This is a genomic window from Kitasatospora sp. NPDC088548, assembly GCF_044753005.1.
Classification (GTDB): domain Bacteria; phylum Actinomycetota; class Actinomycetes; order Streptomycetales; family Streptomycetaceae; genus Kitasatospora.
The window spans coordinates 126,696-150,534 of record NZ_JBIVMI010000015.1; the positions used below are offsets into that span (position 1 = coordinate 126,696).

The 23,839-nt window shown below is 70.9% G+C and carries 5 protein-coding genes; all 5 read right to left on the reverse strand.

Annotated features, from left to right (window positions below):
- Nucleotides 1-60: 60 nt before the first annotated feature.
- Nucleotides 61-19,146 carry an SDR family NAD(P)-dependent oxidoreductase gene (locus ACIP82_RS20590; RefSeq protein ID WP_400654960.1) on the reverse strand — a complete coding sequence of 6,362 codons (19,086 nt, stop codon included), beginning with the start codon at nt 19,144-19,146 and terminating at the stop codon, nt 61-63.
- Entirely contained in the window at nt 19,143-21,137 is a 1,995-nt protein-coding gene (gene asnB / locus ACIP82_RS20595; protein WP_400654962.1) for an asparagine synthase (glutamine-hydrolyzing), read from the reverse strand. The genes ACIP82_RS20590 and asnB overlap by 4 nt, the downstream gene beginning before the upstream one ends.
- A gap of 11 nt (nt 21,138-21,148) precedes the next feature.
- Nucleotides 21,149-21,400 carry an acyl carrier protein gene (locus ACIP82_RS20600; protein WP_363610320.1) on the reverse strand — a complete coding sequence of 84 codons (252 nt, stop codon included), beginning with the start codon at nt 21,398-21,400 and terminating at the stop codon, nt 21,149-21,151.
- A gap of 3 nt (nt 21,401-21,403) precedes the next feature.
- Complete coding sequence (gene fabD / locus ACIP82_RS20605; RefSeq protein WP_400654965.1) at nt 21,404-22,261, reverse strand: ACP S-malonyltransferase; 858 nt, start codon at nt 22,259-22,261, stop codon at nt 21,404-21,406.
- Between the two features lie 96 nt (nt 22,262-22,357).
- Nucleotides 22,358-23,341, reverse strand: a complete 984-nt coding sequence (locus tag ACIP82_RS20610; protein WP_363610316.1) for a LysR family transcriptional regulator — start codon at nt 23,339-23,341, stop codon at nt 22,358-22,360.
- Nucleotides 23,342-23,839 lie beyond the last annotated feature (498 nt).

The following is a 23,839-nucleotide window of genomic DNA, read 5'->3' on the forward strand; positions in this document are numbered from 1 at the left end:
GACGACCGTCGCGGCCCGGATGCCGTGCGGCGCCCGGCGTCGCCGGGGCGCGACGATCCCTTATCGCAGGCCCAGCTCACTCTGAATGATCGAATACCACTCGTCCGTCATACGGCGCGCGGTGGCTCCACTGAACGCATTCGCGTCGTACTTGAGGAACATCTTGTACCCGTCACCCTCCCGATAGAATTCCGCGGAGAGTACATATTCCCCGGTGTACGGCAGGTCGTCGAACAGCCGCAGGTCCAACTCGCCCTGACCGGCCGGCGAGTCGTTGGTGAGCAGTTCCGCGCCGTCGAAGTTCTGGAACAGGAAGTTCGTCAGGACCAGCGGTTCGTCGTCCGTTCCCAGCGCGCGGGTGATCTCCCGCAACGGGTAGGCGCCGTGCTCGATGCCGGCGACCATCTTGCGCTGCACGGATTTGAGCAGTTCGGGGAAGCCGTCGGTGACCGTGCAGCGGATGGGCAGGCAGTTCGCGAACTGGCCGACCACGCCCTGGAACCGCTCCTCGTGGCGGGCGGCCGTGGTCATGCCCAGGACCAGGTCGTGCTGCCCGGTCAGTTGGTGCAGGAACCGCACGTACGTCGTGAACAGCACGGTGGCGACACTGACCCGGTGTTCCCGCGCCTTGTCGGCAAGCGCGGTGACCAGCGCCGGCGGCAGCCGGACCGTCGCCACGTCCACGCGGGGCAGCCGCTTCGGGTCGTACGGACGGTCGTAGGGCAGCGCGAGCGTGGCACGCGGCCCCTCCAGCTCATGGACCCAGTAGTCCCGGTGCTGCTGTGCCCGCGGACCGGCGAGCATCGCCTCCTCCCAGGCGACGAAGTCGCCGTAGGTGGCCAGGACCGGACTTACCTTGCCCTGGTAGGCGTCCTTGAGCGTGCGGATCAGGACCGCCGTCGACGTGCCGTCCAGCAGGATGTGGTGCGCCGTGATCAGCAGCAGCCGTCGTCGCCCGGCCAGGGAGACCAGATGTGTCCGGACCAGCGGGCCCGCCGCCAGATCGAACGGGACGTCGACCAGGTCCCGCAGCCTGGCCAGTTGCGCGACGCGCGAGCCGGCCGCGATGTCGACCCGGTCGAACGACGGGACCCTGGTGGGGTCGATGTCCATGTACGGCAGGCCGTCCCGCTCACCGAAGACCGCGCTCAGCACCGGGTGGATCTCCGTCTGGGCGCGGATCGCCCGCTCCAGGGCCGCCTCGTCCAGGTCGCCGTGGATCTCGAAGAGGATCGGGAGGTTGTAGGCGGTCGACTCCGGCCGGCGCCGCTGGTCCCGGTACATGGTCAGCTGACCGCGCGAGAGGTTCCACCGTTCGCCCGCCGTGCCCGCGAAGTGGGCGCACAGGCCGTCGACGGATTCGATGTCGAAGAGCAGGGCGGAGGAGACGTCGTCGCCGAAGTCCTCGCGCAGGGCGTTGGTGAGCTGGAGGACCAGGATGGAGTCCAGGCCGTAGCCGATGAGCGGGGCCGAGGTGTCGATCCGGTCGGCCGGGATGCCCAGGACAGTGGCGGCTTTGGCCAGGATGAGCGCGGACAGGTCGGATTTCGCCGCCGGCCCGGAGGAAGCGGAAGGAGCGGGCTCGGGGCTCATGGCCGCGGGCCGGGCCACGGGGATCGGGGTGGCCTCGGGGCTCATGGCCGGGGGTCGGGGCACGGGAACCAGGGCGGGCCTGGGCTCCGGTCGCCGGGCCGGCACCGGCCGCTCCGAAACGCCGGCTCCCTGCCGCGCGGCTCCCGCCGGCCTGACCCCGGCCCCTTGCCGAGCCACCCCGTCACTCTCCGCCGCGATGACCTGCTGCCCCAGCGGCAGCGCCTGCGGCAGCGGGAACACGACCGTGCCGAAGCCCTCCCCGGCCAGCACGTCCCGCCAGCTCTCCGGTGACAGCGCCGGCGAGCCCGGGATCCGCAGCGACCGGTCGTCGAACAGCCACCAGCCTTCGAGCAGCCCGAACGTCAGGTGGCTGAACAGGTCGAACGCCGACAGCTCGTTCAGCAGCAGCCACCCGCCGGCCCGCAGGGCGGCCTTGGTGTTGCGCAGGGTGGTGCGGGTGTCCCTGGTCGCGTGCAGCACGTTGGCGGCGATCACCAGATCGAAACCGCCCTCGGCGATGTCCTGCCCGGCCAGCGGCTGTTCGATGTCGAGCAGCCGGCAGTCCAGGTACGGCACGTCCGGCCCGTACGTGGTACGCGCGTGGTTGAGGAACGCCTTGGACAGATCCGTGTAGACGTAGGTCTCGATGCTCTCCCGGTACGGCTCGAGCGCGGCGAACATCCCGGCGCTGGTGCCGCCGGTACCGGCACCGATCTCCAGAATCCGCAGCCGGGCACCGGGTTCCCGGCGCAGCCGCTCCGACACGACGCCGACGGCGGCACGGGCCATGGCACGGTTGAACAGGTCGGCGACGTGGTTGTCCCGGTAGCAACCCTCCACCAGTTCCACGGAACCGCGCGGGAACATGACGTCGGTGGGCCTGGTCCGGCCGGTCAGGATGGACGGCAACGCCCTGAGCGTGGCGGAGACCAGACGCAGCTCGGCCGTGCGGTCGGCGTCGGCCGACCACAGTGCGCACCGCCGGTCCCACTGCCCGAGCACGACGTCCACCGGCTCGACGGCCGACGACCCGAGGACTCGCCTGGCGTGCTCCAGCCAGTCGGCGTACAACGGCAGGATCGTGGCGTGGTCGACGGAGGCCAGCTGCGCCGCCAGAACCCTGGCCAGCCAAGGATCCCGCTCGGTCCGGCGCCACCGCACGACCTCGTCCAGGAGGCCGTCCACTCGGTCGGACGTGATCAGCAGCTCACCGCGAACCCGGGACGGCGTCCGATCGTGCACGGTGACCCTGGTGGCACGATCGAAGTTCGCCAGGGTGTTGTGCTGGTCGGTCTTGACGAACGCGAGCTGCCGCTGGTCCCCACCGAGCAGTGAGTCCAGGGCGACGAGCCCCTCGCGCGGTTCGATCGACACCAGCCCGACCCGGCTCAGCTGCTCCCGGTAGAACTCGGACGTGACGCTCCCGAGGTTGCCCCACCACCCCCAGTTCATGACCCTGACCGGTGTCTCCCAGTGCTGTCCGAGCGCGTGTGCGTAGGCGTCGCTGAAGGTGCACCCGGCCGCGTAGTTGCCCTGGCCGGCCGCTGTCGTGAAGGACTGCATCGACGACAGCAGCACGGCGAAGTCCAGCTGCTCGCCGTCGAAGACCTCGGCCATCGCGGTCGTGACGTCGACCTTGGCCGCCAGCCCCGCGCGGAGCGTGGCCTCGTCCATCCTGGCGAAGGTGGAGTCCCGCAGCACGAGCGCGGCCTGCACAACCCCGTTGACCCGCGGGTGGCGCTGCTTGATCTCCGTCAGGGCACGGCGCAGCGCGGCCGGATCCCCGGCGTCGGCGCTGAGGTAGCGGACCGTGCCGCGCCCCTTGACCGTGCGAATCCTCTCCTCGATGGACGAATCGTGGGCGCTGCGGCCGATCCAGATGACGTGCGCGCCGAAGTGCCGCACCACGTGCTCGGTCCACGCCGTGCCCAGACCGCCGGCACCGCCGATCACGACGTAGACGCCACCTTCGCGGTACACCGGTTTCGCCGGTGCCTCGCACGGCGCCCAGTGCCGGGCGAGCCACTGGCCGGCCCGCCGGACCCAGGCGTCATCGGGCGACCGGGCGGGCAGGGCCGTGAGATCGGCGGGCCACTCGGGGCCGTCGAGGTCGACGCGGCGAACGGTCCACTGCTGGTACTCCCGCCCCAGCGACCCGAACAGGCCGTGCAGCCCGGCGTGCGCCGGCTGGACGGGGTCGCCGGCGTGGGTGGCGAGCGCGCGGGCCGTGACCAGCGTGATCCCCAGCGGCCGGGCGTCGTACCCGGCACCGATCAGCGCCTTGATCATGCGGAACGCCGCGACGACGCCGTCGTTCTGGGCGGCCACGTGGCCGGCGGCGTCGGTGGGCTCCAGTTTGGTCTCGGGTGCGGTCCAGACCAGGTGGTCGATCGGTCCGAGGCCACGCAGCGCGGCGGTCACCTCCTCGACGGACGCCGACGGCGGCAGCGGCCAGGTCAGGGTGGTTTCGAGCGCCGAAGGCCCGCCGACGACCAGTACCCGGTCGGTACGGGAGGGCACGTGCGCGTCGACCGCGGTGATCGGGTCCCACACGGGAGCGAACAGCGCGGGCCCGGTCCGGGCCGTGCGGCGCGAGGTGTATCCGGTCAGCCGCACGCAGACCTCGCCGTCGGCGTCGACCAGGTCGATGTCCAGCTTGCTGAGCGGCCCGGACTCGCCGCCCCGCACCACCGCCCACATCGTCGGCGTGCACGGGGCGAACAGGTCGAGCTGATCCAGGGCGAACGGCACGGCGGTGTCCCGCATCCCGGTGAGGTGGGCCGCGACCGCCGCCTGGATCGCCGAGTCCAGCATCGCGGGCGTCAGCGGCCCCGGCTCCGCCGACTCGGGCAGCACCAGTTCGGCCAGCACGATCCCGGAGCCGACGTGGGCCTGCCGGATCGCCCGGAGGGTCGGGCCGTGGTCGATTCCCATCGACACCAGGGCGTCGTGGATCCGGTCGGCGGAGACGGTTTCCCGGCAGCCCACGCTCAGTGCGGCGAGGTCGACCCGGGGCGGGCGCGGGGCGTCGGACGGCGCGATGCCGCCTTCACAGCAGACGGTTCGGCCGGTGGCGATCTCGAACCGGTGACCGCCCTTGCCGGTCGCGCGCACATCGACCCGTACGTCGACCGGACTGTCCGCAACCTCCAGCGGCTGTACCCACGTCACATTGCGCATCCGCACCGTGACGGCGCCCAGCGCCTTGCGCGCCAGTTCGAGACAGGCGACCGCGGGCAGGATGTGGCGGCCCTGCACCACATGGTCGCGCAGCAGGCCGTCCGCACGGGTCAGCGTCACCTGGTCGCGCGGCGGGCCGTCCGCACGGGCCGGCGTCACCCGATCGTCGCCGGTCGCGGGCCAGTGCCGGTCGCGGGAGAAGGGGTAGGTCGGCAGCGGGATGCGCCGGCCCTGGGCCGGCACCCGGCCGTCCTCGGGCAGCCGGGCCGGGACCGTGCCGTCGAGGACCTGGAGCAGCTCGTCACGATCGCGGACCACGCAGGCGAACCGGTGCGCGAAGCGCTCCCTGCCGACGGCCAGGGTGTACGCGAGGTCGCCGAGGTCGATCGACGCGTCGGCCCGGACGTGTGCCGCCAACCGGCGCTTCTGTTCGACGAGTTGCCGCTCGCTCCGGGCCGACAGCACCACCGGGTGTTCCGCCGGCGGTGCACCGGTTCGCGCAACGGGCGGAGCCTCTTCGATCACGAGGTGCGCGTTGGTCCCGCTGGCGCCGAAGGAGCTCACCACACCGCAGCGCGGGACGCCGGGCGGTGAATTCCAGCCGTGGGTACGGGTGCTCAGGTAGAACGGGCTTCCCGCAAGGGGAATCGCCTCGTTGGCGGTCTCGAAGTGTAGTGAGGCGGGGATCTGCCGGTGCTTCATCGCCAGCAGCACCTTCAGCACGCCCGCGATGCCGGCCGCGAACTGGGTGTGGCCGATGTTGGTCTTCAGCGAGCCGACCGCGCAGTACTCCGTCCTGTCGGTGCGGGCACGGAACGCGCGGTTGAGCGCCTGGAACTCGATGGGGTCGCCGAGCCTGGTGCCGGTGCCGTGCGCCTCGACGAGTCCGATGCGCTCCACGTCGACACCGAACCGCTCGTACACCTCGCCGAGCAGGCTCTCCTGGGACACCGAGCTCGGCGCGGTGATGCCGTTGGTGGCGCCGTCCTGGTTGACCCCGCTGGCCTTGATCACGCCGTGGACGTGGTCGCCGTCGGCCAGCGCGTCCTCAAGCCGTTTGAGCACAACGACTCCGACGCCCTCACCGGGCACGAAACCGTCGGCGCGGTGGTCGAACGTGTGGCAGCGGCCGGTCGGCGAGAGCATGCCGGCGCGGTCCGCGAGCGCGTACAGCCGCGGTGTGGACTGGAGGAACACCCCGCCCGCCAACGCCATCGAGGTCTCACCGGACCAGAGGTCCTTGCACGCCAGGTCGATCGCCACGAGCGAGCTGGAGCACGACGTGTCGACGGCGATCGCCGGGCCCTTGAGGTCGAGGAAGTAGGACACCCGGCTCGGGATGACCGAGGTCATGTTGCCCCACAGGGTCTGCGCCGGTGCGTCCCGGTCGAGCAGCCCCTGGTAGTCGCCCGCCCAGGCCCCGACGTAGACGCCGCAGCGCCGCCGGCCCATCCGGCCCGCGTAGCCGGCGTCCTCCAGCGCCTTCCAGGACTCTTCGAGCAGCAGCCGCTGCTGCGGGTCCATCACGGCGGCCTCGGTGCCGGAGATGTTGAAGAACATCGCGTCGAACTCGTCGATGCGGCTGAGGAAGCCGCCCCGGGTGCAGATGCTCACGCCGTCGAGGTCGAACCGGGCCGTCCCGGTGACCAGGTCGTCGCCGTCGGCCAGGTGCGTCCACAGTTCGTCGAGCGAGTCGGCGCCCGCGAACCGGCCGCTCATGCCGATCACCGCGATCGGTCCGCGCTCCCCGTCCACGGAAGAGCGTCCCCGGTGCCCGATCCCCACGGGTGCGGGTTCCACGGCCGGTCCCGGGACGGTTTCCGGCGTCGGCACGGGCACCGGCGCCGGCGCCGTCTCCGGGACGCCTTCCGTGTGGACGATGGTGTCCCTGTACTCGGTGAGCAGGTGCGCGGCCAGCCGGTCGGCCGTGCTGAAGTCGAAAACCACGCTCGTCGGCAGGTCCAGCGACAGCGCCTCGTTGAGCTGGTGCACCACACGGATCGCCAGGATCGAGTCCAGGCCGTAGTCGGCGAACGCCAGCCCGCCCTCGACCTCGGCGGCCTCCAGCGCCAGCGCGCGGGCGATCTTCTCCCGCACGACGGCGGGCACGAGCTCGTCCGGACCGCGCCGCACCGCGTCCGGACTCCGCCGCACGACAACGGGTTCGACGACCGGAGCCGCAACCGGCGCGGGCATCGGCCGGGTCAGGTCACCGATCCAGAACCGCTCCTTCGCGAACGGGTACGTGGGCAGCGACACCACCCGGCGCGGCGCCCCCCGGTGCAGGCGCTCCCAGTCCACCTCGACGCCCGACGCCCACAGCGCCGCGAGCCTGGACAGCTTGCCGGCGGCGATCCACCGCTGGACCAGCAGCTCCTGGAGATCGCTGTCGCCGGTGATCTCCGCGAGCAGACCACCGGAAGCCCCGACGGTGCCCCGGTGTCCCCGGCCGGCCCGCAGGCCGGTCCTCAGCTCCGCGGTCGACGACACCGCGACCGCGTACCGCTCGGCCATCGCCTCCCGTCCGACCTGGAGGGTGAAGGCCAGGTCGGCGAGGTCGGTGTCCGGGTTGCGGTCGAGGAACCCGGCCAGCCCGTCGACGGCCGCGGTGAGCTGCTCGGGAGTCCTCGCCGAGAGGACGACGACCTGTTCGGTGCCGCTTGTCGCACCGTCAGTGGGCTGCACGGGATACTCCTCGACGATCACGTGCGCGTTCGAGCCACCGGCACCGAAGGAGGACACCGCCGCGATCCGCGGGCCGTCGGAGTGCCACGGGCTCAGTTCGCGCTGGACCCGGAACGGGGTCCGCTCGAAGCTGATGTTCGGGTTGAGCTGTTCGGCGTGCAGGCTCGGCACGAGCTGCCGGTGCTTGAGCTGGAGCAGGACCTTGGTCAGGCCGGCCACCCCGGCCGCGGCCTCCAGGTGGCCGATGCCCGACTTCACCGAGCCGATCGCGCAGTACTGCCGGTCCGCGGTGTCCTGCTCGAACGCCGTGGTCAGGCCGGTGATCTCGATCGGGTCGCCCAGTTCGGTGCCGGTGCCGTGCGCCTCGACGTAGCCGATCTGCCGCGCGGAGACCCCGGCCCGGTCCAGCGTCCGCCGGATCAGATCGGCCTGGGCGACCGGGCTCGGCACGGTGTAGCCGGTGGTGCGGCCGCCGTGGTTGACGCCGGAGCCCCGGATCACCGCGAGCACGCGGTCCCCGTCGGCCACCGCCCGGGACAGCGGCTTGAGCAGCACGCATCCGACGCCCTCACCGGGTACGAACCCGTGGCCGCCGGCGCCGAAGCTGCGGCAGTGCCGGTCGGGCGAGAGCATGCCGGAGCGGCACAGCTCGACGTAGTCCAGCGGGTGCGTGTAGAGGTTCACGCCGCCGGCGATCGCCACCTCGCACGCGCCGCGCCGGAGTTGTTCGCACGCCTCGTGGATCGCGGTCAGCGACGCCGAGCACATCGTGTCGATCGTCAGGCTCGGTCCGCGCAGGTCGAGCAGGTAGGAGGCGCGGGCGCTCAGCGAGGCGAACGACAGGCCGGGCACCACGAGCTCGCCCGAGGGCAACCGGCCCACGCCGTGCCGGGCGTGGCCGATCTTGGTGACGCCCGCGAACACCCCGATCCCGTGGCCGTGGCGGTCGGCGAGGCGTGCCCTCGTGTAGCCCGCGTCCTCGAGGACCTCCCACGCGGCCTGCACGAACAGCCGTTCCTGCGGGTCCATGGCGTACGCGTCGCGCGGGGCGATGCCGAAGAACCTGGGGTCGAAGGCCGCGAAGTCGTCCAGGAAGCCGCCCCACTTGCTGTAGCTGCGACCGGTGGCGACCGCCGTGTTGCGGTCCGGTTCGAAGAAGCCGTCCAGCGGCCAGCGGTCCACCTCACGGACGCAGTCACGGCCGGCCCTGAGGTTGTCCCAGAACTGGTCCGGGTCGGCGGCGCCCGGGTAGCGCCCGCTCAGCCCGATGATCGCGATCGGCTCGTCGGTGCCGACGGTCGGCTGTTCGACGGTGGCGGCCGGCTCGTCGGCGGTGGCCACGGGCTGCTCGGTACTGATGGTCGGCTTGTGGGCGGTGGCGGTCGGCCGTCGGCGCGCCGGTTCCGGCCGGCGGCCCGCGAGCTGGTCGGCCACCGCCCGCAGGGTCGGCTGCTCGTAGAAGATCGTCGAGGAGACATCGGGATGGCTCTTGACCAGCTCCCGGTTCAGCTGGAGGACCAGCACCGAGTCCAGGCCGATGTCGATGAGCGGGCGGTCGGGGTCGACCGAGCCCGGCGCGAGCCTGGTGACCTCGGCGAACAGGGTGACGAGGTGGTCGAGGACGTGCGGGTCGCCGGCGGGTTCGGGAGTCGCCGCCGGCAGCGGCGGGGGCGGGGCCGGCGTTCCCGTCCGCGCCCGCTCCGGGTCGCCGTGGTGCACCCATACCTGGTCCGCCCCCGCGTTCCAGGCGTCGGTCAGCGCCGTGAACCCCGCCTCCGTGGGCATCGGCGACAGCCCCCGGTCCTCCCACAGATACGCCCGGGTGCTGTCGCCGACCCGCATGCCGCCGTCCTCCCACAGCGGCCACGCGACGGACAGCGTGCGCCCACGGCGGTGCCCGTCCGCGACCAGGGCGTTGCGCACGGCGGCGAACCCGTCGAGGAAGGCGTTGGCGGTCGCGTAGTCGGACTGCCCGGGGTTGCCGGTGATCCCGGCGCCCGAGGAGAACGCCAGCACGAACTCCAGCGGACAGTGCGCGGTGGCCCGGTCGAGGTGCACGAGACCGTCCACCTTGCTCGCGAGCACGTCGTCCCACTGCTCGACGGTCTTCTCCGCGAGCAGCGAATCCCGTACCACGCCGGCGGAATGCACGATCCCGGTGATCTCGCCCGCCTCGGCGACGAGGTGCCGCACCTCCTCCCAGCGGGAGACGTCGGCGCGCACGTACCGCGCGACCGCGCCGGCCTGCCGCAGCTCGGCGAGCAGGCTCTCGACCCGGTCGTCACCCGGCGACCGGCCGGCCAGCACAATGGTCGGCCGCCGCACGTCAGCGGCGATTCGGCGGGCCGTCAGGGCGCCGATACCACCGGCACCGCCCGTGATCAGATACCCGCCACCGTCTCGCCAGGGCCTGCCGGACGCCGCTCCCCGGGGCGCGGCCGGGGCCCAGGTGCGGGTGTGCCGGACACCGTCGCGGTAGACGATGAGGTCGTCGGTGGCACCGGCGTTCTCCGCCACGACGGCGGCCACGTCGACACCGCCGTCACCGCCGTCACCGTCGACACCGATGACCTGGCCGACGATCCGCGGGTTCTCCTTGGTGACGGTCCGCAGCAGACCGGCCAGGGCGATGTTCTCCGTGATCACCTGGACCAGGGTGGTGCCGTCCTGGGCACCGAGGCCACGGATGCTCTCCAGCACCTGCCAGGACAGATCACGGAACCGGCTCTCCGGCCGCTGCTTGTCCGTGTCGAGGCGGATGGCCCCGGGCACGGACCCGTCGACCCCGCACAGCAGGACAACGCGACGGTCGTACCGGCCGGTCGCGGCGGCGGGCGTCGGCGTCCACCGCGGAGTCAGCAGCGTCGTGCCGGTCTCCTTCGTGGTGCCGGGAAACCAGAACCGGTCCCGGGCGAAGGGGTATCCGGGCAGCTGTGCGCGCCTGGGCGGCTCGCCGCCGGACAACGAGCGCCAGTCGACGGTGGCACCGCCGATCCACCGCCCGATCGGGTCCCCGCTGACACCACGGTCGCCGGTGGTGACGAACGCCCGCAGCCTGTCGACGAGTTCGGCACGCGAGGAGACGACCCAGCCGACTCGTTCCGCCATCTCCTCGCGGCCGACCTGCAGACTCCACGCGACGGACCGCAGCGGGACCTCGTCCGACGTCTCCAGGTAGGACAGCAGATCCCGGGCGCGGTCGGTCAACTGCCGCGCGGTGCGTGCCGACAGCGGCACCGCGACCGTCCCGGCGGCCTCCTCGGTCAGGTCGCCGGGAACGTATTCCTCGACGACGACATGGGCGTTGACGCCACCGAACCCGAAGCTGCTCACCCCGGCACGCCTCGGCGCGGGGCTGCCGTCAGGGTTGCGGGGCCGCGGCCAGGGCTCGTTCTCCCGCACGAGGTGGAACGGACCGCCGGCCAGTTCGATGTACGGGTTGACCTGCTCGACGTGCTGAGTCGCGGGCAGCACACCGTGCTTGAGCGCGAGCAGCACCTTCAGCAGTCCGGCGATGCCCGCCGCCGACTCCAGGTGGCCGATGTTGGTCTTGACCGAACCGAGGCCGCACGCACCGTCGTCGCTGCGCCCCAGCCGGCGGAACGCCGTGCGCAGCGCGCGGACCTCCACCGGATCGCCGAGGGCCGTGCCGGTGCCGTGCGTCTCGATGTAGCCGATGGTGTCCGGGTCGAGGCCGCCGACGGCGGCCGTCACGAGCTCGGCCTGGGCGTCGGCGTTCGGCGCGGTCAGCGAGTTCGCCCGGCCGCCGTGGTTGTACGCGCTTCCCCTGAGCACGCCGAGGATCGCGTCACCGTCGCGCTCCGCCGCGGCCAGCGGCTTGAGCACGACCGCCCCGACGCCCTCGCCACGGACATAGCCGTTCGCGCCGGCGTCGAAGGTCTTGCACAGGCCGTCCGGGCTGAGCATGCCCGCGCGGTGCGCGCTGACGAACGTGTCCGTGCTGAGCAGCACGTTCACCCCGCCCGCGACGGCCATGTCACACGCGCCGGAACGGATCGCCTCGATCGCGCGGTGCACCGCCACCAGCGAGCTGGAGCAGGCCGTGTCGATCGGTTCGCTCGGGCCGCGCACATCGAGCAGGTACGAGATGCGGTTGGCCAGGATCGAGTGCGTCGTCCCGGTCGACGTGAACGCGTCCGGCCGCACGCCGAACGTGGTGAGCAGCGTCGCGTAGTCGTTGCCCGTGACGCCGATGAACACTCCGGTGCTGGTCGGCAGGTCGGCCGGCCGGTACGCGCTGTCCTCCAGCGCCTGCCACACCGTTTCCAGCGCGAGGCGGTGCTGCGGGTCCATCAGCTCGGCCTCGCGCGGCAGGATGCGGAAGAAACCGGCGTCGAAGGCGTCGATGTCGTCCAGGGCCCCGATCCGCTTGGGGAAGTCCTGGGCCTCGATGGTCCTGCGGTGGTTCTCGTCGTACCGGTGCAGCGGGAACGCGGTGACGGAGTCCTTGCCCGCCACCAGGTTCGCCCAGTACTCGTCCAGGTTGCGGGCGTCCGGGAACCGCCCCGCCGCGCCGATGACGGCGACCGGCATGCGCGGATCGGACTCGACACGGACCGGCTGCGGCCGTGGTTGTGGCTGCGGCTGGACCTCGACGGTGGCACCGTGTTCGTCGGCCAGGTGGGCGCCCAGCGCCTCCAGCGTGCTGACGTCGAAGAAGACCGCCGGACTGACCGTGACACCGAGCCGCTCGTGGATCTCCTGCGCGAAGGTCACCAGCGAGATGGAGTCGAAGCCGAACGCGTCCAGGCCGGTACCCGGGTCGAGTTCCTCCGGCTCGAACTTGAGGATGCCGGCGGCGATGGACCGCAGAGTGTCCACGACGGCCGGTACGGCCGGTGCGACCGGCTTCGCGCTCACCGGGACCCGGTCGACCGGGATCAGGGCCGGGCCGGCCTGCGGCACCGTCCGGTCAGCCGGCGTTGTCCCGCCGACCCCGCGCCGCACGCCGCTCAGCTCTCCGACGATCTCACCCGTGCCCCCGACCAGGACGATCCGGTCGTCCCCGAACACCACGTGGGTGACCGGCGAACCGGCCCGCACCCGGATCTCCCCGACCCGGTTGAGCGCGACCCGGGTCCAGTCCGGCACCCCGGCGTGCTTGGCCTCCCACTGCACGCCCTGGGCGATCACGGCGAGCACGAACGGCTCGATGGTGACGTTGCGCCGGACATGGTCCTGTTGGAATCCGGGCCGGCCGACGCCCAGCACGGTCCGACCGTCCGGCGTGCGGAACACGCCGTCGGCCGCGCACGACGCGGGCTTGTAGTCCAGCCCGCCCTCGGCCAGCTCGGCCAGGAACCGTTCCCGCGTGAGGACGCGCCGCAGTCCGCTCAGATCGACCCGGCCGGACGGTGCCGTGGCGGCCCGCACGGTGAACTCGACGGCCGCCGAGCCGTCCTCGGTCCGTACGGTGCCGTGACCGTCGGTGAACTCCGTGACGAGCCGCTTGGCCGTGGACCAGTCGACCGGCCGCAGCACACGGAGGTCGTGGACCGACGCCTCCGCGGCGAACCCGCTGACCCTGGCGGTGGCCAGCGCGAGATCCACGGCGAAGGTGGACACGACGGCCGGCACCTTGTCCAGGCGGTAGCCGTAGTCGAGCAGGTCGGCGAGGTGGACGTCCAGGCCGTAGCGCAGGCCGCGGACATCGGATTCGTTGCGCCCCAGGAACGGGTGCAGCCGCTCCCGCAGCGCCAGCGGGGCCAGCACGGACGGCGCGCCGTCGGTCTGCTCGACCCAGCAGCGCACCTTCTCGAACGGGTACGCGGGCAGCGACACCCGCCGCGCCGTCGGCAGCTGGTCCCAGTCGACGCTCCGGCCGGCGACCCAGGCCGTCGCGAGTTCGTGGGCGGGCAGATCCCGTCGGCCGGCCAGGTATCCGTCGACGGCCGCCAGCGCGGACCGCTGGTCACCCGCCACGAACGCCCAGCGGGTGGGCAACTCGTTCTTGCCCACCCGCAAGGTGAACGCGATGTCGGGAAGGTCGGCTTCCCGCACCCCGGCGAGGTGGTCACGGAAGGCGGCCAGGTAGCGCCCGAGCGCGGCCTCGTTCATCGCGGAGAACACGAACAACTGCTCGCCGAACGGCTCCCGGCGCACCGGACGTTCGGGATACTCCTCAAGAATGATGTGGGAGTTCATGCCGCCGGCGCCGATCGACGTGATGCCGGCCCGGCGGGGGTGGGTGACCTGCCGGCCGTCGACCACGGTGACCGCCGGCCGCCAGTCGGCGAGCGACTGCTGCACCCGGAACGGCGTGTCGGCGAAGTCGATGTCCGGGTTGAGCTCCGTGCTGTGCAGGGACGGCACCAGCTTGCCGTGCCGCAGCTGGAGCAGCACCTTGGCCAGGCCGATCATGCCGGCCGCCGCGAGCAGGTGTCCCATGTTGGCCTTGACGGACCCGAGCGCGCAGAACTGACTGTCCGGGGTGTACTTCCGGTACGCCGACGTCAGCGCGCGGACCTCGATCGGGTCGCCCAGCGCGGTGCCCGAGCCGTGCCCCTCGACGTAGCTGATCGTCCTCGGGTCGACCCCCGCGTCGTTGATCGCCTTCTCGATCGCGTGCGCCTGCATGCCCGGACTCGGCACGGTGAAGCCGTTGCGGGCACCCGCGTTGGACAGGGCGGTGCCCCTGATCACGGCGTACACCTGGTCGCCGTCGCGCTCGGCGTCGACCAGCGGCTTGAGTACCACGGCGCCGACACCCTCACCGAGGATGGTGCCGTCCACACCGTGGCCGAAGCTGCGGATCACATCGGAGGTGCCGGTGGTGAAGTGCTCCTCCGACGAGGTGATCAGGTTGTACGGGTGCAGCATCAGATTGACGCCGCCCGCGACCACCATCCGGCACTCGCCGGCCCGCAGCATCTGCACGGCCTGGTGCACGCACGTCGACGAGGCCGAGCACATGGTGTCCAGGAAGATCGACGGCCCGGTCAGACCGTAGAAGTAGGACAGCATGTTGGGGAGCGTCCCGGTGTAGCTGCCGCTCTGCGGCGCGCCGCGGGTGAGGCTGTTCTGGAAGCCGTACAGGTTGTAGTGGTTGCTCATGGTCCCCACGAGCACGCCGACGTCACCCTGGTAGCGGCGGTGGATGGTCTCCCGCGAGTAGCCGGCGTCCTCCAGCGCCTGCACGCCGGCCTGGAGGAACAGCCGCACCTCCGGGGACATCTGTTCGGCCTCGCGCTTGGAGATGCGGAAGTAGCGGGGATCGAACTTGTCGAGATCGCGGAGGAAGGTGCCGGTCCTGATCACGCTCTTGCCCGGCACGGCCCGGTCGCTGTCGTAGACGGCCTCGTGGCCCCAGCGGTCGGCGGGGATCTCCTCGAAGGTGTGCCGGCCGTTCTCCAGCAGCTCCCACAGCTCGTCCATCGTGTCGGCGCCGGGGTAGCGCCCGGACACGCCGATGATCGCGATGTCGTGCCGGTCGTCGCGCCCGGGTTCGCGGACTTCGGTGGCGGCGGACCCGGCCGGGTCTTCGAACCGGGTGGCCGGGGCCTCCGGCTGCGCGGCCGGTGTGCCGGCCCCCTCCGTCGCCCCCAGCACGGCTTCCAGCTGCTCCCGCCGCGACTCCACGAAGTGCGCGGCCACGTCCGCGAGGTTCAGGTACTCGAAGAAGATCGTCTTGGACAGCGGCCCGAACAGCTTCTCCAGCCGGGCGGTCACCTCCAGGATGCTCAGCGAGTCGATGCCGTACTCGATGAGGTTGCTGGTCGGCCGGATGTGCTCCGGGGCGTGCCGAAGGACCTCGGCGACGACCCCCCTGAGCAGGTCCTCGGTCCGCTCCAGCAGGTCGCCCGCCGCGTCGCCACCGGAGGGCGCCGTGACATCACCGGGCGACGCCGTGAGGCCGCCGGAGGACGCCACGGGGGCCGGTACCGTTCGGCGCCGTACGGCGAGGGTGGCCTCGGCGCCGTAGGCGACGACGATGTGCGCGGGGGCGTCGGCGAGCAGGGACCGGCCGAAGGAGCGCAGCCCGTCCTCGGTGGGCAGGGCCTCCCACCCGCGCTCGCGGCGCATCGACTCGCGGGTGACCTCGTCCAGCGTCATGCCGCCGTCGGCCCACAGCGGCCAGCTGATGGCGACGGTCCTGCCGTTGCGCTCACCCGCGTCGACCAGCGACTGCCGGTGCCGGGCGAACGCGTCCAGGAACGCGTTGGCCGCCGAGTAGTCGGACTGTCCCGGGTTGCCGTAGACACCGGCGACCGAGGAGAACAGCACGAAGAAGTCCAGGTCGAGGTGGCGGGTGGCGGCGTCGAGGTTGAGCGTGCCACGGACCTTCGGCGCGGTCACCAGCCGGACGTCGGTGAGGTCCTTGCGCAGCAGGTACTGGTCGCGCAGCACACCGGCCGCGTGCACGACGCCGTCGAGCGAACCGTGCTCCCGCAGGATCGTCCCGACCGCGGCTCGGACGTCCTCGGCGTCGGCGACGTCGACCGGCAGGTAGTGCGCGTCGACACCCTCGGCGCGCAGGGACTCGGCGGAGCCGGCGGTGGATCGTCCGCTCAGGACGACCGTCGCCTCCGCACGGCTCAGATAGCGGGCGATGTCGGGGCCGATGCCACCCAGGCCACCGGTGACCCAGTACACGCCGCCCGCCCGCAGTTCCGGCACCCGCGGACCGGCGCCGAGCCGCGTCTCGACGGGTTCCAGCACCTGCCGGGTGCCGTCGGCGGAGTAGCGGACCTCCGTGTCGGCGGAGTCGTCGGCGCACTCCTCCCGCACGATCCGCGCGACCTGTGCGGGGGAGGCCGAACCCAGGCCGGCGACCCGGACCACACGGCCCGAGACGAGCGGGTTCTCCAGCGTGACCGTTCGGAACAGGCCCGCCAGCGGTTCGTGGAAGTGCGCCGGCGTCCGGCCGTCGACCAGCACCACGAACCGGTGCCCGGCCCGGGGACCGGACGTGAGCAGCCGCTGGACCTCGGCGAAGACCTGATCCGTCATGGCGTCGATGCCGTCGGCCGGATCCGCCGGAGTGATCTCCGGCAGGGTCACGGTGTGCGCGGTGCGGGAGCCACCGTCCGGGTTCAGCGGCCTGTCGATCCACCGCGAGGTCGCCGTGACGACGCGCGGGCCCGCGGCGGTGGTGCGCTGGGCGAGCCCCCGCAGACTGGCGCTGATCACGCCGTCGCGGTCGCACAGGTCGATGTCGAACGTGGCGAGCGCTCCGGAGTCCCCGCTCCGCCGGACCCACGCCCAGGTCTCGGACGGGCAGGGCCGGTACACCTGGAGCTCGTCGAGGGCGAAGGCCAGGGTCGGGCCGGCCGTCTCGTCCATCAGGAGCACGGAGGTCTGGAAGGCGGCGTCCAGGACACTCGGCGGCAGCACGCACCCGTCGGTTTCGGTCGCCAGGATGCGGGCGATCGCCTCGTCCCGGCCGACCCGGACCCCGCGCAGCGCGCGCATGGCCGGCCCGTACTCCAGGCCCTGGGCGCGGAACCGGGCGTAGATCTCCTCGGTGCCGCGCGTGGTACGGCAGGACGCGCGCAGGGCGTCCAGGTCCAGTGGCGACGGCTCCGGCACCGTGACGATCTCGGCGGAGCCCGTGCTGTGGATCGTCTCGCCCTGGCGGAACTCGAACGCGATGGAGTCATCACGCGGCGTCAGTCCGATGGGGACATCGACCGGTTCGTCGACGACGATCGGCCGCATCCAGGTGACCTCGCGCAGCCGGACCGACCCGTCCCGGGTGGCCGCGAACTCCACGGCGGCCCGTGCCATCTCCAGGTACGCGACCGCGGGCAGCACCCGCCGGCCGCGGACCTGGTGCGAGGCGAGGAAGGGCTCGGAGCCTGTGAACGTGGAGGTGTAGCGCTGTTGTGCCAGGTCGGAGGTGTTGCGGTGGACGAGCGGGTGCAGCGTCGCGGTGCCCGGAGCCTCGGTCCGCGGCGCGGCATACCAGTGCCGGTCCCGGGCGAACGGGTAGGTCGGCAACCGCACGCGACGGGCCCCGGGCTGCCGGGGCCAGTCGGAGGTTCCGCCGCGCACCCACGTTTCCACCGCCGCCACCACCTCCGGGCCGGCCCCGGCGGGGTTGCCCACCTCACCGGCCACCTCACCGGCCACCTCACCGGCCACCGCGGACTCCAGTGCGGACTCCAGCGCGGCGACGAGCTGGTCCCGGTCCGAGACGACGAACGCGACCCGGGCCGCCATCGGCTCGCGGCCGACCTGGAGCGTGTGGGCGATGTCGGCCAGCGACTGGCGTGGCCGCAGCGCGTTCTCCGGTGCCAGCAGGTGGTCCAGCAGCCCCTGGGCCAGCACGCGCAGCCGCTCCGGGTTCTTCGCCGAGAGCGGGACGACGTACGGCCCCGGCGCCTCGGCAGCGGGCGCCTCGCCGCCGTGTTCCCGGCCGACGTGTTCCTCAAGCAGCACGTGGGCGTTGGTCCCGCCGAACCCGAACGAACTGACGCCCGCGCGGCGCGGTACACCGTCGCCGCCCGGCCACGGCCGGGTGTCGCCGACGATGTAGAACGGGCTGCCGTCCAGGTCGATCAACTGGTTCTGGGTCCGGAAGTTGACCGTCGCCGGCAGGATCCCGGCGGCCATCGCGCCGATCACCTTCACCACGCCCGCCACGCCCGCGGCCGATTCCAGGTGGCCGATGTTGGTCTTGACCGAGCCGATGCCGGTGCTGTCCGGCCGCGGCCTGGTCCCGTTGGTGTCGTGCAGGCTCTGGAAGGCGCGCTTGAGGCCGACGATCTCGATCGGGTCGCCGACCGGGGTGCCCGGCCCGTGGGCCTCGATGTAGCTCACGGTTTCGGGCGCGACCCCGGCGCGGGTGTAGACGTCCTCGATCAGCGCGGCCTGCGCGGCCGGGTTGGTCACGGTCAGCGAGTTGGTCCTGCCACCGTGGTTGGTGCCGACCCCCTTGATCACCGCGTACACGGAGTCGTTGTCCGCCAGCGCCCTGGCCAGCGGCTTGAGCAGCAGGACCGCGCCGCCCTCGCCGCGGACGAACCCGTCGGCGTCCTGGTCGAAGGCGTGCGACCGGCCCGTGGGCGAGAGCATGCCGGCCTTGCTGAACGCGACGAACAGCTTCGGCGACCAGCACAGGTTCACGCCGCCCGCCAGCGCCAGGTCGCAGTCGCCGTTGTGCAGTGCGGCGACGGCCTCGTAGACCGAGACCAGGGAACTGGAGCAGGCGGTGTCGTTGGTGATGCTGGGGCCGTGGAAGTCGAAGTAGTAGGACAGCCGGTTGGCGACGATCGAGTACGCCGTGCCGGTCGGGAAGTAGGCGTCGGTCGGTACGTCGTCGCGTTCGATGAGCTCGGCGTAGTCGGCGTGGCACAGGCCCATGAACACGCCGGTGCGGCTGCCCGCGAGCTCGCCCGCCCGGTATCCCGCGTCCTCGATCGCCTTCCAGGCCAGCTCCAGCGCGAACCGCTGCTGCGGGTCCATCGTCTCCGCCTCGCGCGGAGAGATGTTGAAGAAGGCCGCGTCGAAGCGGTCGGCGTCCTCGACGAACCCGGCCCAGACGCTGTTCGTCCGCTCCTCACCGCTGCGCGGATCGCCGAAGTAGCGTTCCTTGGACCACCGTTCCGCGGACACCTCGGTGATCAGCGAGCGCCCCGCCGCGAGGTGGTCGAACAGCTCGACCAGCGTGTCGGAGCGGGGGAAGCGCAGGGCGAGACCGGTGATCGCGATGTCGTCGGCACTCATCGGCTCTCCCTCGCTCGCCGCACGGCACGGCGGTTGTCCACGGTCACGCGCAGGTTCGGCGCGGCGGTCGGCGGCGTGGCCGGCCTGCTCTCGTCGCCCAGTACGAACTGCTGGTTGAGCACGGCGGTCGTCAGCAGGTAGAGGAAGGTCTGATCCTCCTTGGTGCTGATCTCCTCGACCGGCGACGACATGATCTTGTTGACCAGGCGGCGGGCGAACTTCTGGTCCACGCAGCCGATTCTGGCCAACTCGTGGTCGGACAGCAGCAGTTCCAGGTAGTCCGGGCGGCTTTCCTTGAACGCGGCGCTGCCCGGCGCGCGGTAGGGCTGCTTGGGTCGGCTGGTGGTCCACTCCGGGAGCTCGGCGCGGAACGCCTTCTTCAGGATGGCCTTCTCGATCCGGCCGTCGTCGTAGCGCAGGTTCACCGACGCGGCCGCGCGCACCACGGCCGGGTCGAGGAACGGGCAGCGGTTCTCCACGCTGTGCGCCAGCGCGGCGCGGTCTCCCTGCGTGGACAACAGGAATCCGGGCAGCAGCGTCTTGTACTCCAGCCACTGCGCCTTGTGCACCGCGGGCATGTCCGCGTAGCCCGGGGTCCCGGCGACGAGGTCGAGCAGGTCGGCGAACGGGTCGAGGCGGCCGGCGAGCAGCCGGGCCGCGAACCTGCCGTTCTGGTAGCGCATCTCGTGGGAGAACAGGCCCGGCAGCCGTTCCACCGAGAACTGCTGGTACAGGCCGAGCAGGTGGGCCTGGTGGGCGGGGCCGAAGTGATCCAGCTCCGGGTGCAGGCCGGCCAGCCCGCTGCGGCGCTCGTCCTCGGGGAGCTCGTTCCACCGCCGGCGCAGCAGGGTCTCGCGGAACAGCGAGTAGCCGAGGAACGCCTCGTCGGAGCCCTCGCCGCTGAGGACCGTCTTGATGCCGGCGTCGCGGACGTGCCGGGACAGCAGGAACATCGGCACGAAGGAGGTGCGGAAGGTGGGGACCTCGGCGTGGTACACGGCGGTCTGGAAGTTGTCGGTGATGTCCGCGCTGGTGATGGGGACCGTGGAGTGCAGGGTGCCCAGGTGCTCGGCGACCAGGCGCTGGCTGTCGGACTCGTCGAAGTTCTTGTCCTGGAACGCCACGGAGAACGTGCGGACCCGGTGCGGGGAGAGCTGGGTGGCCAGCCTCGTCACCACCGAGGAGTCCAGACCGCCGCTGAGGTAGACGCCGACCTCGACATCGGTCCGCAGGCGCAGCTCCACGCTGGTGCGCAGGGTCCCCCTGACGAGGTCGATCGCCTCGGCCTCGGTGCCGTCGAAACCGGGCACGTCGAAGGTGAGGTCCTCGTAGGAGCGCAGCGAGCGGCGGTCCGGGTCGATGGTCAGCACGGAGCCCATCGGCAGCTGGCGGATGCCCCGGAACGGCGTGCGGTCGGGCAGCGGCGTCCACACGGCGTAGGTGGTGGCCAGCTCCCTCGGGTCGAGTTCGAAACTAAATCCGGGAAAGGCGCGGAACGCCTTCATCTCGGACGCGAACAGGAAGTCACCGCCGTGGTCGGCGTAGAACAGCGGGCGTTTGCCGTAGCGGTCCCTGGCGAGGACGAGTTCGCCGGTCGCCGCGTCCCTGATGGCGACCGCGAAGGCGCCGTTGAAGCGTGTGAAGCAGGCCGCTCCCCACTGGATCCACGCCTGGAGCACCACTTCGGTGTCGGAGTGGTCGGTGCGGAACGGGCGGCCGAGACGTTCCAGTTCCGCGCGGAGCTCGATGTGGTTGTAGATCTCACCGTTGAAACAGATCCAGTAGCGCTGTGACGGGTCGGACATGGGTTGCGAGCCATCGGGGAGATCCACGATGGCCAGCCGCGCCGCCCCCATGGCGATGCCGTCGTCCAGGTAGTAGCCGGCCTCGTCCGGCCCGCGGTGGCGAATGTTCGACAGCATCGAGGTGATGACCTCGGCGGTGGCACCGGGGTGCAGCGAGGTCGAGAGGAAACCAGCCAGCCCGCACATGATCCGTCCTTCTAGTTCGCGGAGATCTTCCCGTCAACGAATCCGGCGATATCGGTGAGCGACACAAAGACGTTCATGAGGATGTCCTCCGAGACGATCTCGACGGAGAACTCGGACTCCAGGAACTCCATCATCCTGACGTAGCCGAACGAGTCGATGACACCCGCCTTGAAAAGGTCGGTGTCCGGGGTGATCGCATCGTCGAACTCGAAGAGGAAGCGGTCCTCCAGGTACTGCCGGATCGTTTCTTTCGTCGTTGCCATCCGTCACACTCCAGACCTGATCTTCTGCACCATGTGGGTGAGGGCAGAGCCCCCTATTTCGGTGAATTCCAGCCCGTCGTCGCCGTCGAGCAGGGTACGGACGCTGTCGGTCCAGCGCACCGGGGTCACCAGCTGTTCCGTGAGCATTCGGGTCACCTGTCCCGGCCGGTAGGGCCGGCCCGTGACGTTGGAGACGACCGGTACGGCGGGTTCGGCGAAGCTGAACCGCTTCAGGAACTCGGCGAAGCGCACCCGGGCCGGCTCCATGTACCGGGAGTGGAACGGCGCACTCACCCTGAGCCGCACGAAACGGATTTCCCGGCGTTTCAGGCAGGCGTGCGCCACGGCCAGTACGGGTGGTGTGGCCGCGATGACGATCTGCGAGGCGGTGTTGAAACCGGCGATGTCGACGCCGTCGACGCCGTCGTCCGCGAAGATCTTCAGGAGGTGTTCCGCCGGTGTGTTCAGCACCGCGGTCATACCGCCGTCGGAGGCCGCCGCCATCAGTTCACCGCGCTTGGCGACCAGCCGTAGTCCAGTTTCGAAGTCGAAGACGCCGGCCGCGAGCAGGGCATTGTACTCGCCCAGACTGTGGCCCAGGTAGAAATCGGCCGGCCGGTCCTCGCGGTGAACCCGCTCGAAAGTACGCAGCGCGTTGACGACGTAGAGCGCCGGCTGGGTGTACTCGGTACGGGCCAGCAGTCCGTCCGGATTTTCCGTGCACAGCGAAACGAGGTCGTATCCCAGCGTGTCCGACGCGAACTGCACCAGCCCCGGGTAATACCCGAAGACCTCGGCACCCATCCCCTTTTCCTGACTTCCCTGACCTGCGAAGATAACCGCCAGCACAACACTCCTCACCTACGGTAACCCGTGCCGGGCAGCCGTCCGGCAGAAATATGCAAAACGCTGGTACCGGGGAATGGAACCCGGTTTCGAGCCCGACCGGAACCGCGCTCAGGACGGCCGCGTGCCGGCGGTCGCGCCGAGGGGTCTCCCGGGTCGCGCAAGTGAATTCATGCCGTAGCTGATCGAAACCGCTGATCTGAGCACGTCCAGGAAGGCGTCACCGCGGCTGCTCATGGCCAGCTCGGGCATCATGGCGACACCGAGGGACGAAGAAGGCGTATCGCCGGTGATCTCGACGGCTCGAACCTTCCCTCCGTCCAGAGTCGTCATGTTCGAAGCGCGTTGATACATCAACGTGAACCCGGAACCGGCGGCCACCAGACCGCGCATTGTCTCAAGGCTCGTTGTCGTCATCACCTGCGGCATGGGGACGCCGGTGTCGGCGAACATCGTTTCGAAATGGCGGAGAACGGCCGGGATGTTCAAAGTGACGAGCGGTCGGGCGGCCAGCTCCGCCAGATTGACCGGGCCGGCCCTGCCGATCGGGTCGCCATCGGCCACCAGGGCATGGACGGGCAGGTCGACCAGCGGGTGGAACGTGGAATCGCCCGACAGGAAATCATATGTCACAGCCAATTCGCACCGGCCGTCCTGCAGAAACTCCAGAAGCCGGTCGGCGGATTCCTCGTGAACGTTCAACTGCAGCGCCACGGACCGCTCTCTGGTCATTCGGCAGACCAGGGGCAGCAGAAACGGGGCGACCGGGAAGAAGAACCCGACGTCGAGCCGGCCGGCCGTGCCGCTCGCCAGGGCGTCGCCCTGGGCTTTGAGACTCCTGGCCTGCCCCAGCAGGGTTCGTGCCGCTCGCAGCAGGTGCCGACCGCTCGGGGTGAGGGTGACCCCGCGGGCGTGATGGCGAAGAAGCAGCTGAACACCGAGCTGACGTTCCAGCCGCATCACGGCCGACGAGACCGTCGACTGTGATGCGCACAGCTTCTCTGCCGCCTCCGATATGTTGCCGAGCTCGGCGGATACCACAAAGTAGCGCAATTGCGTCAGACTGAAGCCCAGGTGGTCGGTCGTAGTGAACATTCGGGGACCTTTTCCCGGAGTGCGACCATGCGGATTTCACGTTCGACGGCGTCACGGCCGGGATGTCATCCTGGGCGGTGACCGGACCGGCATCGGTCCAGAATTAACGGACTGTTCACCGGAATTTCGACCTGGCTTGGTCTGTGCGAGGCCGTCGGGGGCGGAAAATCGGACGGGAAGCGTGTCCGGTCCACTCTTGTCTGCCGCGGCTGTCGAAATCCCGAAAATGTTCCGGGTGGGCGAGCGGTGGGAACATGCGCGATGACCATGATGACACTCTCCTCAGCTCCGATCGGCGATGAGCAGATGTCGGGCGGGATGTCGCGGTCCGGGTTTTACCTGGCGGGATCAGCTCACTGAACAAGGAGTCCGAAGTGGACGGGCCTTCGATGAGCCTCTGTCCGGGCCACCCAGCGTGAGGCTGTATGTCATGCACAGATCAAAGTGGACCGCGTGTCACACAGTAACCGATTGGTCGCCGGTTAACAAGGCGGGGCA

Bases quoted from the DNA above. Each gene is read 5' to 3' on its own strand.
- ACIP82_RS20590 (WP_400654960.1), bottom strand. From the start codon at position 19,146: ATGAGTGCCGACGACATCGCGATCACCGGTCTCGCCCTGCGCTTCCCC.
- asnB (WP_400654962.1), bottom strand. From the start codon at position 21,137: ATGTGCGGGCTGGCTGGTTTCCTCTCGACCTCGCTGCACCCCGGTGCC.
- ACIP82_RS20600 (WP_363610320.1), bottom strand. From the start codon at position 21,400: ATGGCAACGACGAAAGAAACGATCCGGCAGTACCTGGAGGACCGCTTC.
- ACIP82_RS20610 (WP_363610316.1), bottom strand. From the start codon at position 23,341: ATGTTCACTACGACCGACCACCTGGGCTTCAGTCTGACGCAATTGCGC.